Here is a 14,656-nt window from a genome sequence, read left to right as displayed (position 1 = left end):
TCATTCCGCCGCAACCGGCGGCTGGATCTTGCGACGAAACATGTCCTGGGCGGCCAGCACCGCCCCGCCGGTGACGAGCAGGCAGGCGAGCGCGATGCGCCAGCCCGGCTCGGCAAATCCGAACAGCGTCAGGATCAGCGTCGAAAGCAGCGGTGCGGCATAACTCGCCGCGCCGAGGATCTGGATATCGCCGTTCTTGACGCCGTAATCCCAGGCGTAAAAGGCAGCCCCCACCGGCAGGAGCCCGAGCCCGGCGACGGCGAGCCATTCGAAACCCGTTGCCGGCCAGACCGTCGTCTCCAGGCCGAGATGGCAGAACAGCGACAGGATCGAGGTCGCAAGGCAGAAGCCGGTGACGACATCGGTGGAGACGGCGTCGAAACGCCGGGTCAGTAGCGAGTAACCGGACCAGGTGAAGGCGCAGAGAAAAGCGGCGGTGTAACCGACGGCATAGGCGCCGTTAAAATCGATGCCGTTGCGGCCGACGATCAGGAAGGTGCCGCACAGCCCGGCAAGCGCACCGGCCACATGATGCCAGCGCAGCCGTTCGCCCGGCAGCAGCGCCGAGCCGACGACGATCAGCAGCGGCCAGAGATAGGCGATCAGCCCCGCCTCCACCGCCGGTGCGTTTCTGAGCGCGGTGAAATAAAGGAAATGATAGCCGAACAGCCCCGAAATACCGGTCACCCAGACCTTGGCCGGCTGCTTCAGCAGCGTCAGCCGTGACGGGTTGAGGGCAAGCACGGCGAGGCCGGGAATGCTGCCGATCGCAAAGCAGACGGCCGAAAGCTGGAACGGCGGCATCTTGCCGGAGGCGGCCGTCAACAGCGCCAGGAACGACCACATCAAAATGGCGGTAAAACCGATCAACGTCGCGCGAAGCTTCACCCATCCCCCTTTGACGGAGGATGATCTCCGTCAGCTGCTGCCGTATTTGACGGCAGTGATCGTCACCATTCCATATTCGGTCGGAATGCGCACGTAGACGGGAGCGTATACATTTGCCGCGTCCGACTTGGCAAACCAGATTTCCATCCGGTCGCTCTTGCTGAGATAGACGATGTCCTTGCGGCCCTTCTTGTAGCCCGAGCGTGGCACGAAGCGCACGCTGCAGACGGTCGCCTTGCCCTTGAAGCCGTTGGTCGAGAAATCCTCGTCGCCCTTCGGCGACAGCACCAGATCCATGCGCGTCTCGCCGTCGAAGATCGGCAGCGTCTGCGAGCAGACCTTGGTGTCGCCGGTGAAGATCAGGCCGGAGATCGGATCGAGCACCGAGCGCATGTCGCGCGGCGTCACGTCGATCCAGTTCTTCGGACGCTTCGGCGGCGGTGTCGTCGTCGCCGAGACGATGTTGCCGTCGCGGTAGCTGACCTCGTAGACCCGGGCCTTCTTGCCGCTCTTGTAGTAGAGCGAATATTTCGACGCCTGCAACTTGTCGTCGCGCACGACGCCGGTGACACTTGTTTTGGCCGAAATCGTCGTGACCAGATCGGCAAGCCCGGCGGAGTTGATGCTGCCGGCGATCTTGTAGCTATGATCGTCCTCGATCTGCGTCAGGAACGCGGCGCGGGCGATCGGCAGGCCGGCAAGCGTCACCCGGTATTCCGTCCGATGCTGGATTTCGGCCGCCGCTGCCGGTATGGCAAGCAGCGCGGCGATCGCCGAAATGAAAATCCGTCTGCTCGAATGAGCCATGAATCAAGCCTTGTCTTGCCGCGCGCTGGCAGCCTTCGCTCAGCGCTCTATACTCCTGCCGCGAAGGGAAGAAAACAGCAGCTTTTTGACAGAATTGCGGGAAAGGCCAAGGTTTGGCTTGACGCGCGCAGCCTGCCTGACTATAGAACCGCAACTTTCCAATCATGCCCGTTGGATTGCGCGCCTGGTTTTGACCGGGATGGCAATTCGATGGCCCGACAAAAACAAGAATAGGTGTTCCATGTCCCGCGTGTGCGAATTGACCGGCAAGGCCGTCCTGACTGGTAACAATGTCAGCCATGCCAACAACAAGACCAAGCGCCGGTTCCTGCCGAACCTGTGCCAGGTCACGCTGATTTCCGACGCCCTCAACCAGCGTTATCGTCTTCGTGTTTCGGCTGCTGCTCTTCGCTCCGTCGAGCATCGTGGCGGCCTCGATGCCTTCCTGCTGAAGGCCAACGAAACCGAACTGTCGATGCGCGCGCGCCTGCTGCGTCGTCAGATCGTCAAGAAGACCGCCGAAGCAGCTGTTGCTGTTGCTGCGTAAGCTTCTGCCCTTCTTTCATACGGCTTTAAAGGCTTGAACGGATGATACCGGACAAGCCTTTTGCTTTGCCGGATCGTCGCTCCAACTGGTGGCATCACCCAGGATAAAAAAATGCCGAAGACCCGCTATACCATCGCCTATGTCGCGCTGATGACACTCGTCGTCGTCGCTTCCAACTTCCTCGTCCAGTTTCCGCTGAACGCCGAAGTCGCCGGCGTCAACCTTGCCGACATCCTGACCTGGGGCGCCTTCTCCTATCCGATCGCCTTCCTGATCACCGATCTGACCAACCGCCAGTTCGGCCCGCAGGCAGCCCGCAAGGTCGTCCTTGCCGGATTCGTCGTCGGCGTGACGCTCTCCTTCTTCACGTCAGTGCCGCGCATCGCCATCGCCTCCGGCTCTGCCTATCTCGCCGGCCAGCTGCTCGATATCGCCGTCTTCAACCGCCTTCGCCGCCAGGCCTGGTGGCGCGCGCCGCTCGTCGGCTCGCTGATCGGCTCGGCGCTGGATACGGTGATGTTCTTCTCGCTGTCCTTCGCCGCGTTTTTCGTCTTCCTCGGCCCGAACGAGCCCTTCGCGCTGGAAGCAGCCCCCGTCCTCGGCGTCTTCGCCACCGAGGCTCCGCGCTGGATTTCCTGGGCGATCGGCGATTTCGCCGTCAAGATGATCGTCGGCCTCGTCATGCTCTTGCCCTACGGCGCGCTGATGAACGTGCTGCGGCCGATGCAGGCAGCCCGCGCCAGATAAAGCGCGTCGCGATCCTTCAGATTCGCTCTTGGCGCTTTAGCCCATTGTTTTTACGCATGTCGTTGCGGCAAAAGCGCTTCGCGCTTTGAAAACCGCTGCACACTTTTGCGCGACATGCTTTCATTCAACTCACCGACGCCGCCGGACCGCACCGGCAGCGATGGCCGGATGCAGAAGGACCGCTGCAGCCAGCTCGTCGATACCAAGCGACGAATCGAGCCGCAACACCGGCGCCGTCTGCGTTTCCAGCCATTGCTCATGCGCCGCAAGGCTGCGGCGTTCGGGACCGGCTGTGTCGTAACTTGCCGCCCATTCCAGGAATTGCCCGCTTTTTACTTCCATGTCGCCGCCGGGCCCAATCCTGTTTCCATATCGGGCCACCTCCCGCGCGCGGATGCGCGCCATACGAAGCTCCGGCTCGATCCTGAGGAACACGATCAGATCGTAGAGCGGCTCCAGCGGGGTGCCCCACTTCAGCGCCGATCCGGAAAGAACCCAGCCACGAGGCCGTCGCTTCTCCTCAAGCAGCAGCCGAATGCGCTCACCGGCATCCCTCGGCGTCGTGAACGGCGGATCGGTTGGCAGCCAAAAGAAATCGTCTGTATCGAGATGGGCGATATCGAGCCTTACGGCCAACGCACCGCCGAGCGATGTCGTGCCGGAACCGGACGCACCCATGACGTGGATATGCACTATGATGTCCTCCGAAGGCTGCCGACCGATGCTCCGGCATGACCGCCGACGCGTATGACGTCAGTCTGACGCTTTGTGTGCGGTCTGTTCGGTCAGCCGGAATTCCAGCATTAGATTGCGCTGTAGGATCGAATGATTGTCGTCCGACACCAGGACGATATGGGTGGTACCGTCGGCGGCCTGGAACGTGTCCAGCCCTTCCATATTGTCGATCTGAGAATTGAAATTGCCTTCGAGCAGCAATTCGCCGTCGACGACGGCGCCGGGCCTGATATCGCCGCCCTTGATGCGCCGAATCCGCATGCCGATGCCTTCGGCCATATTGAAGCGACGTTCCAGCAGCAGCAGGTCGCCGTTCGGCAGGAAGGCGCCGTCGGTGATGTCGAAGCTGCCGTCCCGCGCCACTGAGAAACGCCCTTTCAGCGGGCCGTTCAGAATAGCCGCGACCCGGTTGCCGTCGCTATCGAGACCGCGTTCGGAGACGATAACAACGCCGCCCTTGAGCGGGCTCGATGCCGGCGCCACGGCAATGGTCTCGATGCCGCGGTTGTCGCTCAGCATCTTCCGCGGGATGAGGATGGGCAGAGTGGCGATCGCGCCGGAATCGGCAAAACCCGGATCGGGATAGATATCGACGCGGTGATCCTGCTCGAAGGAGACCAGGATCCTGTTACCATCGAGCGCCAGGCCCTCGGCATCCATATGCCCCTTGCCCTCGAAGCTGCGCCCGGCGATGTTCTTCATCGGGGTGATCTCGACATTGGAGAGACCGGAAAGCCTGCCCTTGAGGTCGCGCTCGATGCTGCCCGTCAGCCATTGACCGGTATCGAGCACGACGACGAAATGTTGCTGGTCCGGCCGGAAGCGGATGGCGGAAAGCGAGCCGAACAGGGCTCGGCTGGAAACCATCTCCAGTCCGCCGAGAAATTCCAGCGACCCGAAGTTCGTCTGCGAAGAGCCGATCCTGAAATCAGAGATTTGCCGGCTAATGACCGGCACGTCGCGCGCCGATGCGGGGCACGCGCCAGCGGCGATGCAGAGGGCAATCGACACTGCGCGGTAAAGGCGCTTACCAGCCATGCTTCCTTCCAGCCGGTCAACCGGCACGGCGTATCCGGCTGCCACGCGACGGGGCGGATTTATCTTCGAACAGCGAGGCAAGCTGCTCGGTCATCGCGCCGGCAAGCTCGTCGGCATCGACGATCGTCACGGCGCGGCGATAGTAACGTGTCACATCGTGACCGATGCCGATCGCCAGCAGTTCGACAGGCGAGCGCGTCTCGATCTGCTCGATGACGGCGCGCAGGTGCCGCTCGAGATAATTGCCTGGATTGACCGACAGCGTCGAATCGTCGACCGGCGCCCCGTCCGAAATCATCATCAGGATGCGGCGCTGCTCGCGGCGTGCGAGCAGACGATTATGCGCCCAGATCAGCGCCTCGCCGTCAATATTTTCCTTGAGCAGGCCCTCGCGCATCATCAGCCCGAGATTGGCCCGTGCCCGCCGCCACGGCGCGTCGGCCGATTTGTAGATGATATGGCGCAGGTCGTTGAGGCGACCCGGCGTCTGCGGCTTGCCGCCGGCAAGCCAGCCCTCACGTGCCTGCCCGCCTTTCCAGGCCTTGGTGGTGAAGCCGAGGATCTCGACCTTGACGCCGCAGCGCTCCAGCGTGCGGGCGAGAATATCGGCGCAGGTGGCGGCAACCGTGATCGGCCGGCCGCGCATCGAGCCGGAATTGTCGATGAGCAGGGTGACGACGGTGTCGCGGAACTGCGTGTCGCGCTCCATCTTGAAGGACAGCGCCTGCATCGGATCGATGATGATACGCTGCAGCCGGGCCGGATCGAGATAACCCTCTTCCAGATCGAAATCCCAGGAGCGGTTCTGCTGCGCCATCAGCCGGCGCTGCAGCCGGTTGGCCAGGCGGCCGACCGCGCCCTGCAGATGCGCCAGCTGCTTGTCGAGGAAGGCGCGCAGGCGCTCCAACTCGGCGGCATCGCAGAGTTCCTCGGCGGTGATGATCTCGTCAAACGCTTCGGTAAAGACGTGATAATCGACCTTCTCGTTGAAATCGGCAAAAGGCGTGTTCGGACGGCGGGTCTCGCCCGGCGTTTCCGAATCGTCCTCGCCCTCTTCCATCATGTCGTCGTCGGAAATTTCGGCGCCTTCGGTCTCGCCGTCCTCCATCTGCTCGTCGGCGACTTCACTGTCTTCGACGGGGGCGGCGTCGGTGCCGGCATCCTCGTCGACCTCGTCCTGATCCTGCTCGTCGCCGCTCGGCTGGTCTTCCTGATCCGACTGGTCGTCATTATCGGCGTCGCTGTCGTCGTCGCCGTATTCCTCGGCCATTTCCATGGCCGACAGCATGTTGCGGATGACCTTGGCGAAGGCCTGCTGGTCGTTGATCGCGCTCGACAGATTGTCGAGTTCGGACCCTGCCTTGTCCTCGATGAAGCCGCGCCAGAGGTCGAGCACCTTGCCGGCGGAGGCGGGCGGGCGCTGGCCGGTCAGCTTCTCGCGCACCATCATCGCAACGGCTTCACCGACCGGTGCGTCTTCCTGGCGTTCGATGCCGGTGAAATTCGCCTTGGAATATTTCTCTTCGGTCATGGAGCGCAGGTTCGACGCCATGCCCTCCATGCGCAGCGCGCCGATCGATTCGACGCGCGCCTGCTCGACGACATCGAAGATCGCCCGGGCGTCCGAGCCCTGCGGCGCCATCGTCGAATGCACCTTTTCGTCATGACAGGCGAGACGCAGCGCCATGGAATCGCCAAGCCCGCGGGTGACCGCCAGCTCATGCGCCGTCGGCCGCTTGGAAAGCTCCGGCAGCCGGATGCGCTCGCCGGTCATCCCCGGTCGTTCATTGGCGAAGGTCACCTCGACATCGCCGTCGCCGGCGATCGAGCGCACGCAGCCGGTTATCGCCCGGCGTAATGGCTCGACGTCGACAGGGGCGCCGGGCTTTGCTTTCGAATTGTCACCGCGAGCTGCCATGATCGGTCGGTCTCAGGCTCCGAGAACGATATTGGCGGCACTTTCCTTCAGCTCGACGCCGAAGGCCCGCTGATAATGCTCGGCGACCAGAGGGCGCTCCAGCTCGTCGCACTTGTTGAGGAAGGTGACGCGGAACGCGAAGGCGAGATCGCCGAAGATCTCGGCATTCTCGGCCCAGGTGATGACGGTACGCGGGCTCATGACCGTGGAGAGGTCGCCATTCATGAAGGCAGCGCGCGTCAGGTCGGCGACGCGGACCATCTTCGACACGGTGTCGCGACCTTCCCTGTCCTTGCCGAAGCTCTTCACCTTGGCGGCGACGATATTCACTTCATGATCATGCGGCAGATAGTTCAGCGTCGTCACGATCGACCAGCGGTCCATCTGCGCCTGGTTGATCTGCTGCGTGCCGTGATAGAGGCCGGTGGTATCACCGAGGCCGATCGTATTGGCGGTCGCAAATAGGCGGAAGGCCGGGTGCGGCCGGATGACGCGGCTCTGGTCGAGCAGCGTCAGGCGGCCGGAGGATTCGAGCACGCGCTGGATGACGAACATCACATCGGGACGGCCGGCATCATATTCGTCGAACACCAGCGCGACATTGTGCTGATAGGCCCAGGGAAGGATGCCGTCCTTGAATTCGGTGACCTGCAGCCCGTCCTTGACGACGATCGCATCCTTGCCGACAAGATCGATACGGCTGACATGGCTGTCGAGGTTGATGCGCACGCAGGGCCAGTTAAGCCGTGCGGCCACCTGCTCGATATGCGAGGACTTGCCCGTGCCGTGATAGCCGGAGATCATCACGCGGCGGTTATGGGCGAAGCCTGCGAGAATGGCGAGCGTCGTGTCGCGGTCGAACAGGTAGTCGGTGTCGAGGTCCGGCACATAGGCGTCGCCCTTGCTGTAGGCGGGAACGCGGATGTCGGAATCGATGCCGAAGGCCTCGCGGACCGAAACGGTGGTATCGGGCAGTTCTGAAATATCAAGTTCGATCTTGCTCATCATGTCTCCAAGGCGGGTGAAGCCACCCGGCCATACTGTCTCAGGCCATGTCGCAACCGTGACGCCGCGATTTTATTCCGCGCTCGTCCAGGTCGGAACGTCGGCGATGCTTCTCCGGGACTGAAACGAAACCTCGGCGGGATAATGACCGCGTGCGAGCATTCTTGAAAGAGTCCCGGACAAGAAACGCCGCGTCCGGAAGGTCGGCGGAGGCGATGTCGGGAAAACGCACAAATATGAGCCGCGTTTGCCTGCGGCCTCAGCCGATTTGGACCATACCCGATTGAAGCCTAAGAGCAAGGACGGGAACTAACAAAAACCGTTCTGCTTCAACAATTGATAGGCCTGGATGACGGCGCGGAAACGCTCTTCCGAGCCGCGGTCGCCGCCATTGGCATCCGGATGGTGCTTCTTGACCAGTTCCTTGTAGCGGCTCTTGATCTCCGCCGACGTCGCATTGGCATTGAGGCCCATCGTATCGAAGGCCTTGCTTTCCAGCGATTTCAGCTTGCGCGCCTGGGGAAAACGCGGCCCGCTGCCCTTGCCGCCTTCCTTGACGAAGCCGAAGGGATCGCGAACGCGTGTATAGGCGCCGGAGCGAACCTCCGAATGCAGCGGACTGTCCTTCGCCGCCTTGTTGACGCCGACGGTCCATGTCGGCCGGTGGCCGGTGATCGCCTCTTTCTGGTAGCGAGCGATCTCGCCGTCCGAAAGACCGGAGAAATAATTATAGCCCTTGTTGTAGTCCTTGACGTGCGCGAAGCAGAACAAAAAGAACTGGCCTTCCGCATTGCGTCCGACAGGAGCGCGATGCACGCCTTTCTTGTCGCAGCCGTCCCACTGACAGGTAGGCGGAGCCTCCTCTGCCTCAGGCTCGCGTTTGCGACTTGTTCGGATGCGATCGAAATATTTGGAATCAAGTGTCATGACGGCGCTAATTATGGGGCTGTCGCGACGCGACAACAAGAATTGACAAATGGGTTTGTTGCTGGCTTGGTGGGAACCTTTTTCGCGAAACAGCAAGATCGGATGATGACCCTGAGAACCCGCATCGAAGAAAAGCTTGTCGAAGCCTTCGCCCCCGAACGCCTGAGCGTCATCGACGAAAGCCATCTGCATGCCGGCCATCAGCCCGATATCACCGGCACCGGCGAAACCCATATGCGGGTGAGGATCGTCTCAGTCAAGTTCGCCGGCATGTCGCGGCTGGCGCGCCACCGGGCGATCACCGACCTGTTGAAACCGGAACTCGATGCCGGCCTGCATGCGCTGGCGGTCGAACCGGCAGCACCTGACGAGCCGACCCGCTGGTAGCGGCACAGCAGCTTATATGGATACCTGCAGCCGCTAAAGCGCGCCGCGATCTTTCAGATCCGCTTCTCGCGCTTTAGGTCTTTGTTTTTACGCATGTCGTTATCGCAAGACCGCGGCACACTTTTGCGCGACATGCTCTAATCCAAGCCGGATCAGGCCGGTTTCGCGCCGTCTTCCCCGGCCGGGCGAATGCGCAGCTTGGTGATGCGGTTCTTCTCTCGCTTCATGACGACGAAACGCTTGCCATAAAAGGTGAAGGCCTGGCGCTCTTCCGGGATGGTCATCGATTCATGGATGACGAGGCCTGCAATCGTCGTCGCCTCCTCGTCGGGCAGGTTCCAGTCGAGCGCGCGGTTGAGGTCGCGGATCGGTACGCCGCCGTCGACGACGACGGAACCGTCGGCCTCCTGGCGCACGCCCTGGATCTCGATATCGTGCTCGTCGGAAATATCGCCGACGATTTCCTCAAGGATATCTTCCAGCGTGACGATGCCCTGCACCTCGCCATATTCGTCGACGACGACGGCGAAATGCTGCTTGCGCCGCAGGAAGGCGTTGAGCTGATCTTCAAGATTGGTGCTGTCGGGCACGAACCACGGCTTCTGCGCGATCTTGACGATATCGAGGTTCTGCGGCTCCATGTTCGGCTCGGCAAGCGCCCGCAACAGGTCCTTGGCGTGCACGACGCCGATGATGTTGTCAATCGTGCCGCGCCACAGAGGCATGCGCGTATAGGGACTTTCGAGAATGGCGCGCACCACCGCTTCCGGCGGATCGTCGGCGTTGATCGCCCGCATCGCCGTGCGGTGGACCATGATATCGGAGAGTTCCAGCTCGCTGAGATCGAGCACGCCGCCGAGACGGTCGCGATCGGCCTTCACCACCGATCCCTCGCGGTGCAAGAGGTCGACGGCGCCGCGCAGTTCCTCATGCGCCGTCAGCATCGACGTCTCCCGCGACAGGTTGATGCCGAACAGCGCAAGGATCCGGCGGACGATCGCGTTGACGAAGGAGGAAAGCGGGCCGACGACGAGGACGAAGAGCCTGGCCGGAGCCGCAATGGCGAGTGCGAAACGGTCGGGTGTCGAAATCGCCCAGCTCTTCGGCAGCACTTCAGCGAAGATGACCAGGATGACGGTCATCGCAAGCGTCGCCAGCGCCACGCCGGAATTGCCGAACAGCCCGAGGAACAGGCTGGTGGCGATCGAGGAGGATAGGATGTTGGCGAGATTGTTGCCGATCAGCAGCGCGCCGATCAGCCGGTCGCGCCGCTCGATCAACTGCCGGACGAGGCCGGCGCGTTCGTCGCCGTTGGCTTCAAGCGTATGGATGCGGCTGCGCGAAACCGCGGTCAGCGCCGTCTCGGAGCCGGAAAAGAAGGCGGACATCAGCACGAGCGCCGTGATCGAAAGGATCTCCGGCCAATATGTTGCAAGAAATGCCAGAGCGCCTTCGACAGTTGTCACGGATGTTTTTCCCGGAGAAAGCTGATCACCTCGGAGGCCGGAACGTCGTCGGCGACGAAAGACTGGCCAATGCCGCGCGTCAAGATGAAGGTGAGCTTGCCGCTCTTGACCTTCTTGTCCTGGGCGATCGCATCCATCAGCGTTTCGGCCGGCGGTAGCTCGCCCGGAATGTCGGACATGCGGGTCGGCAGGCCGACCTCCTTGAGGTGCCGCTCGACGCGCCGCGCATCGTCGGGGCTTGCAAGGTTCATCCGTGCGGAGAATTCGTGTGCCAGCACCATGCCGATCGCAACGCCCTCGCCATGCACGAGGCGGGAGCTGTCATAGGCGGTCGCCGCCTCAAGCGCATGGCCGAAAGTGTGGCCGAGATTGAGCAGCGCCCGCGGGCCGTTCTCGCGCTCGTCGGCAACGACGACATCGGCCTTCGCCTGACAGCTGGCGGCAATCGCCTCGATGCGGGCGGAACCGCCTGTAAAAACCGACGTCCAGTTGGCTTCCAGCCAGGCGAAGAAATCCGGCTTGTCGATCAGCCCGTATTTGGCGACCTCGGCGTAACCGGCGCGGAATTCGCGCTCGCTAAGCGAATTCAGCACATCGGTATCGGCCAGAACCAGATCCGGCTGATGGAAGACGCCGATCAGATTTTTGCCGTGGCGGGAATTGATGCCGGTCTTGCCACCGACGGAGGAATCGACCTGCGACAGCAGCGAGGTCGGCACCTGCACGAAGCGCACGCCGCGGCGGACGATGCCGGCGGCAAATCCAGAAAGGTCGCCGATGACGCCGCCGCCGAGCGCGATGACGCAATCATTGCGCTCGACACGGGCTTCGAGCACCTTGTCGCAGACAGTTATCAGATGTTCGAAGCTTTTGGTCTTCTCGCCGGCCGGCAGGACGACCTCAGCCGAGGCAATGCCCGCTTCATCAAGACTTGCGACGAGCGCCTTCAAATAGAGCGGAGCGACATTTTCATCAGTGATGATCGCCGCCTTGCGGCCCTTGAGCCGGGAGGCGATCTCGGCGCCGGCCCGTGCGATCAGCCCCGGACCGATCAGGATGTCATAGGCGCGCTCGCCGAGCGGCACATGCACCGTCTGGACGGCGGAGGCGGAGGGTATCGCATTCATGACGCTGCACTTTCATTCTGAGCTTCGATCACGGCCGTCAGCACCTCGTCGGCCATGATTTCCTTGCGCACGTCGCGCGAGAGCACGGTGAGGTCGGCCTGCGCGTAGATCGGGTAGCGCGCATTCATCAGGCCTTCGAGCGTCTGCTTCGGATTTTCGGTCTTGAGCAGCGGCCGCGTATCACGCTTGGCGACCCTGTCCCAGAGCACGTCGAGATCGGCCTTCAGCCAGACGGACAGGCCGCCCTTCTTGATATGCCTGCGCGTCCGGTCGTTGATGAAGGCGCCGCCGCCGGTGGAGACGACCCGTGGCCCGCTCTTCAGCAGCCGTTTCATCACCCGCGTTTCCAGCGCCCGGAACTCCACTTCGCCATAGGCCGCGAATAATTCGGCGATCGTCATGCGTGACACCCGCTCGATTTCGTGATCGCTGTCGATGAAGGGAATCCCGAGCTGGGTGGCGACGATCCGGCCGACCGAGGATTTTCCAGCGCCCATCAGGCCGACAAGGATGAGATTACGTGAACCGAGCGCGGCGCGAGCTCTGTCTTTCAAGCTGTCAGCAACGGTCAGCAGTGGTTCACTCATCGGTCCATTCACACTTTGTTTGCAAACCGTATCGACAAATGCAGCTGGAGCGTCAAGTCGCGGACAAGGGAATCATGGCTTGAATACCGCTTCTTGCACTTGCAGATACGCTTCTTATAACAGAAGCAGAGCATGAAGGAGTTGCCGGATGCCGACCCTGTTCCGTTTTCTGTTCGTCTGCGCGATCCTCGCCGGGACGGTCTACGGAGCGATGTGGGCGCTTGTGACCTTCGTCGAGCCCGAGCCGCGCGACGTGACGATCCGCATTCCGTCCGAGCGGGTCAATCCGCCCGCGACGGGGGCGATCGCTCCGACCAGGAAGTGACCGAAATGGTGGATCTCGGCCGCGTCCATGTGGAATCCTTCCTGGAGATGATGAGCGCCGAGCGCGGCGCGGCCGCCAACACGCTGCAATCCTATGAGCGTGACCTCGAAGATGTCAGTTCCTTCCTGCACGAGCGTCGCATACGGCTCACCGAGGCTGCCTCCGCCGATCTCTCCGCCTATCTTTCCTCGCTTGCCCGAAAGGGTTTCAAACCCTCGTCCCAGGCGCGCCGGCTTGCCGCCATGCGGCAATTCTACAAATTCCTCTACGCCGAGGGCCTGAGAACCGACGACCCCACCGGCATTCTCGACGCGCCGAAGAAAGGCCGTCCGCTGCCGAAGACGATGGGCGTCGACGAGGTCGGCAAGCTGCTTTCACAGGCTGAGGCCGAAGCGGGGGATACGGCGCCGGGCCAGCTGCAGCGCCTGCGCATGCTGGCGCTTCTGGAGCTGCTCTATGCCACTGGCATGCGTGTCAGCGAACTGGTTACGCTTCCCGCCCGTGTGCTCGACCAGGAAGGCCGTTTCCTGATGATCCGCGGCAAGGGCAACAAGGAGCGGCTGGTGCCGCTGTCGCATTCGGCGATATCAGCGCTGAAATCCTACGGGCGCCTGCTGGCGGCGGAAAATGCCGTGGCGAAGCAGCCGCAGGAAAGCCCGTGGCTGTTTCCCGCCGCCTCGAAGGAGGGCTACCTGCCACGCCAGGTTTTCGCCCGCGACCTGAAGAACTTGGCAATCCGCGCCGGGCTGACGCCGTCGCTGATCTCGCCGCATGTCATGCGCCACGCCTTTGCCAGCCACCTGCTAGCCAATGGCGCCGATCTGCGCGTCGTGCAGGAACTCCTCGGCCATTCGGACATTTCGACCACACAGATCTACACGCATGTCCTGGAAGAGAGGCTGCAGCAGCTTGTCCAGACGCATCACCCCCTTGCCAAACAGGCGAAAAAGCACGAATAGGACCGGCGACAAGGGGCGGAGCCAGGAAAACGCCCCGGGCACAAGGAACGGAAACGCACCTCATGCACAATTATCTCGACTTCGAAAAGCCGATCTCCGACCTCGAAGGCAAGATTATCGAGCTGAAGAAGCTCGCCACGGAAGACGAGAGCATCGACACCACCGATGAAATCGGCAGGCTGGAGGTTCGCGTCCGCGAGGCGATCGTCGAAATCTATTCCAAGCTCAATCCCTGGCAGAAGACCCAGGTCGCCCGCCATCCGCAGCGGCCGCATTTCGTCGATTACGCCAAGACGCTGTTCCAGGAATTCACGCCGCTCGCCGGCGACCGCAAATTTTCCGAGGATGCCGCGATCCAGGCGGGCCTCGCGCGCTTCCGCGGCCAGCCCGTCGCCGTCATCGGCCAGGAAAAGGGCAACGACACCAAGAGCCGCCTGAAGCACAATTTCGGCAGCCCGCGGCCGGAAGGCTACCGCAAGGCGATCCGCATCCTCGAAATGGCCGATCGTTTCGGCCTGCCGGTGATTTCGCTGGTGGACACGGCTGGCGCCTATCCCGGCGTCGGCGCCGAAGAGCGCGGCCAGGCCGAGGCGATCGCCCGCTCGACGGAAAAATGTCTCGGCGTCAAGGTTCCCCTCGTGTCCATCGTCATCGGCGAAGGCGGCTCGGGCGGCGCGATCGCCATCGCCACCGGCAACAAGGTCTATATGCTCGAGCATTCGATCTACAGCGTCATCTCGCCGGAAGGCGCCGCCTCCATCCTCTGGCGCGATTCGACCCGCGCCCGGGAAGCGGCGACCAACATGAAGATCACTGCCGAGGACCTGAAATCGCTCGGCATCATCGACGGCATCATTTCCGAGCCGCTGGGCGGCGCCCATCGCGATCCCGACAGCGTCATTGCCGCGACCGGCGACATGATCGCCAATGCGCTCGGCGAAATGGCATCGCGTTCCGGCGAGCAGCTGCGCAACGAGCGACGCCAGAAATTCCTCAATATCGGCCGCAATCTCTAGAACAGGATGATTTTAGGCCCGGTTGGCCTAAAATCTGAATCCTGTTCTAACAGGCTGCTGAAAAACCCACTGGCTTTTGGGCTGGACACATGATTCCATCTTGCAAGTGATTTCGAGGGAATTTGGATGCGCGGCGGGGATGATCGGACGGGGTCGCTGTTTTCGTATGTCGACCTT

General features: G+C 62.2%; 16 protein-coding genes. 6 read left to right on the top strand and 10 right to left on the bottom strand.

The window, feature by feature from the left end:
* Complete coding sequence (locus HJB89_RS32660) at positions 1–888, bottom strand: DMT family transporter (protein ID WP_221151007.1); 888 nt, start codon at positions 886–888, stop codon at positions 1–3.
* 30 nt (positions 889–918) lie between these two features.
* Positions 919–1,695 carry a DUF3108 domain-containing protein gene (locus HJB89_RS32655; RefSeq protein WP_207582005.1) on the bottom strand — a complete coding sequence of 259 codons (777 nt, stop codon included), beginning with the start codon at positions 1,693–1,695 and terminating at the stop codon, positions 919–921.
* A gap of 241 nt (positions 1,696–1,936) precedes the next feature.
* Here HJB89_RS32655 and rpmB point away from each other — a divergent pair, with 241 nt between their 5' ends.
* Both rpmB and HJB89_RS32645 read left to right on the top strand, forming a co-directional pair.
* On the top strand, positions 1,937–2,242 hold the full coding sequence (gene rpmB, locus HJB89_RS32650) for a 50S ribosomal protein L28 (protein WP_007632672.1): 306 nt from the start codon (positions 1,937–1,939) through the stop codon (positions 2,240–2,242).
* Between the two features lie 111 nt (positions 2,243–2,353).
* On the top strand, positions 2,354–2,989 hold the full coding sequence (locus tag HJB89_RS32645) for a VUT family protein (protein WP_207582006.1): 636 nt from the start codon (positions 2,354–2,356) through the stop codon (positions 2,987–2,989).
* 129 nt (positions 2,990–3,118) lie between these two features.
* Here HJB89_RS32645 and HJB89_RS32640 read toward each other — a convergent pair whose 3' ends face one another.
* The 5 genes from HJB89_RS32640 to HJB89_RS32620 form a co-directional block, all read right to left on the bottom strand.
* Positions 3,119–3,685 (bottom strand): adenylate kinase, encoded by a 567-nt coding sequence (locus tag HJB89_RS32640; protein WP_221151010.1) that lies wholly within the window; start codon positions 3,683–3,685, stop codon positions 3,119–3,121.
* Positions 3,686–3,742: 57 nt separating this feature from the next.
* A complete protein-coding gene (locus HJB89_RS32635) occupies positions 3,743–4,762 on the bottom strand; it encodes an esterase-like activity of phytase family protein (protein WP_221115538.1) in 1,020 nt (339 codons plus the stop codon).
* Between the two features lie 16 nt (positions 4,763–4,778).
* On the bottom strand, positions 4,779–6,680 hold the full coding sequence (gene cobT / locus HJB89_RS32630; RefSeq protein WP_221131698.1) for a cobaltochelatase subunit CobT: 1,902 nt from the start codon (positions 6,678–6,680) through the stop codon (positions 4,779–4,781).
* A 12-nt stretch (positions 6,681–6,692) separates the two neighbouring features.
* Positions 6,693–7,685 (bottom strand): cobaltochelatase subunit CobS, encoded by a 993-nt coding sequence (gene cobS / locus HJB89_RS32625; RefSeq protein ID WP_221115536.1) that lies wholly within the window; start codon positions 7,683–7,685, stop codon positions 6,693–6,695.
* A 309-nt stretch (positions 7,686–7,994) separates the two neighbouring features.
* Positions 7,995–8,612, bottom strand: a complete 618-nt coding sequence (locus HJB89_RS32620; protein WP_221115535.1) for a J domain-containing protein — start codon at positions 8,610–8,612, stop codon at positions 7,995–7,997.
* Between the two features lie 102 nt (positions 8,613–8,714).
* Between HJB89_RS32620 and HJB89_RS32615 the strand changes: the two genes are divergently transcribed.
* Positions 8,715–8,999, top strand: coding sequence for a BolA family transcriptional regulator (locus HJB89_RS32615; RefSeq protein WP_221140195.1), 285 nt, complete (start codon positions 8,715–8,717; stop codon positions 8,997–8,999).
* Positions 9,000–9,151: 152 nt separating this feature from the next.
* On the opposite strand, the gene HJB89_RS32610 is transcribed toward HJB89_RS32615, so the two are convergent.
* Genes HJB89_RS32610 through HJB89_RS32600 form a run of 3 tightly spaced genes read right to left on the bottom strand, consistent with a single transcriptional unit; the run spans position 9,152 to position 12,179 of the window.
* Positions 9,152–10,465, bottom strand: coding sequence for an HlyC/CorC family transporter (locus tag HJB89_RS32610; RefSeq protein WP_207582013.1), 1,314 nt, complete (start codon positions 10,463–10,465; stop codon positions 9,152–9,154).
* Complete coding sequence (aroB, locus tag HJB89_RS32605; RefSeq protein ID WP_207582014.1) at positions 10,462–11,592, bottom strand: 3-dehydroquinate synthase; 1,131 nt, start codon at positions 11,590–11,592, stop codon at positions 10,462–10,464. Before aroB ends, HJB89_RS32610 begins: the two co-directional genes overlap by 4 nt.
* Positions 11,589–12,179, bottom strand: a complete 591-nt coding sequence (locus HJB89_RS32600; protein WP_207582015.1) for a shikimate kinase — start codon at positions 12,177–12,179, stop codon at positions 11,589–11,591. Before HJB89_RS32600 ends, aroB begins: the two co-directional genes overlap by 4 nt.
* Positions 12,180–12,327: 148 nt before the next feature.
* Between HJB89_RS32600 and HJB89_RS32595 the strand changes: the two genes are divergently transcribed.
* The 3 genes from HJB89_RS32595 (at position 12,328) to HJB89_RS32585 (ending at position 14,479) form a co-directional block, all read left to right on the top strand.
* On the top strand, positions 12,328–12,504 hold the full coding sequence (locus HJB89_RS32595) for a hypothetical protein (protein ID WP_204330089.1): 177 nt from the start codon (positions 12,328–12,330) through the stop codon (positions 12,502–12,504).
* A gap of 5 nt (positions 12,505–12,509) precedes the next feature.
* The gene (gene xerD, locus HJB89_RS32590) at positions 12,510–13,463 is read left to right on the top strand and encodes a site-specific tyrosine recombinase XerD (protein WP_207582016.1); all 954 of its coding nucleotides are present in this window, start codon (positions 12,510–12,512) and stop codon (positions 13,461–13,463) included.
* A gap of 62 nt (positions 13,464–13,525) precedes the next feature.
* Positions 13,526–14,479: an acetyl-CoA carboxylase carboxyltransferase subunit alpha gene (locus HJB89_RS32585; RefSeq protein ID WP_221115533.1), complete on the top strand. Its 954-nt coding sequence runs from the start codon at positions 13,526–13,528 to the stop codon at positions 14,477–14,479.
* Positions 14,480–14,656 lie beyond the last annotated feature (177 nt).

Origin of the sequence: Rhizobium sp. NZLR8, assembly GCF_019685025.1 — a bacterium.
Lineage (GTDB): Bacteria > Pseudomonadota > Alphaproteobacteria > Rhizobiales > Rhizobiaceae > Rhizobium.
Note: the sequence above shows the minus strand (reverse complement) of the source record. Positions and strands in the feature narration are given on the sequence as shown.

Bases quoted from the DNA above. Each gene is read 5' to 3' on its own strand.
- HJB89_RS32655 (WP_207582005.1), bottom strand. From the start codon at position 1,695: ATGGCTCATTCGAGCAGACGGATTTTCATTTCGGCGATCGCCGCGCTG.
- rpmB (WP_007632672.1), top strand. From the start codon at position 1,937: ATGTCCCGCGTGTGCGAATTGACCGGCAAGGCCGTCCTGACTGGTAAC.
- HJB89_RS32645 (WP_207582006.1), top strand. From the start codon at position 2,354: ATGCCGAAGACCCGCTATACCATCGCCTATGTCGCGCTGATGACACTC.
- HJB89_RS32635 (WP_221115538.1), bottom strand. From the start codon at position 4,762: ATGGCTGGTAAGCGCCTTTACCGCGCAGTGTCGATTGCCCTCTGCATC.
- cobT (WP_221131698.1), bottom strand. From the start codon at position 6,680: ATGGCAGCTCGCGGTGACAATTCGAAAGCAAAGCCCGGCGCCCCTGTC.
- cobS (WP_221115536.1), bottom strand. From the start codon at position 7,685: ATGAGCAAGATCGAACTTGATATTTCAGAACTGCCCGATACCACCGTT.
- HJB89_RS32620 (WP_221115535.1), bottom strand. From the start codon at position 8,612: ATGACACTTGATTCCAAATATTTCGATCGCATCCGAACAAGTCGCAAA.
- HJB89_RS32615 (WP_221140195.1), top strand. From the start codon at position 8,715: ATGATGACCCTGAGAACCCGCATCGAAGAAAAGCTTGTCGAAGCCTTC.
- aroB (WP_207582014.1), bottom strand. From the start codon at position 11,592: ATGAATGCGATACCCTCCGCCTCCGCCGTCCAGACGGTGCATGTGCCG.
- HJB89_RS32600 (WP_207582015.1), bottom strand. From the start codon at position 12,179: ATGAGTGAACCACTGCTGACCGTTGCTGACAGCTTGAAAGACAGAGCT.
- HJB89_RS32595 (WP_204330089.1), top strand. From the start codon at position 12,328: ATGCCGACCCTGTTCCGTTTTCTGTTCGTCTGCGCGATCCTCGCCGGG.
- xerD (WP_207582016.1), top strand. From the start codon at position 12,510: ATGGTGGATCTCGGCCGCGTCCATGTGGAATCCTTCCTGGAGATGATG.
- HJB89_RS32585 (WP_221115533.1), top strand. From the start codon at position 13,526: ATGCACAATTATCTCGACTTCGAAAAGCCGATCTCCGACCTCGAAGGC.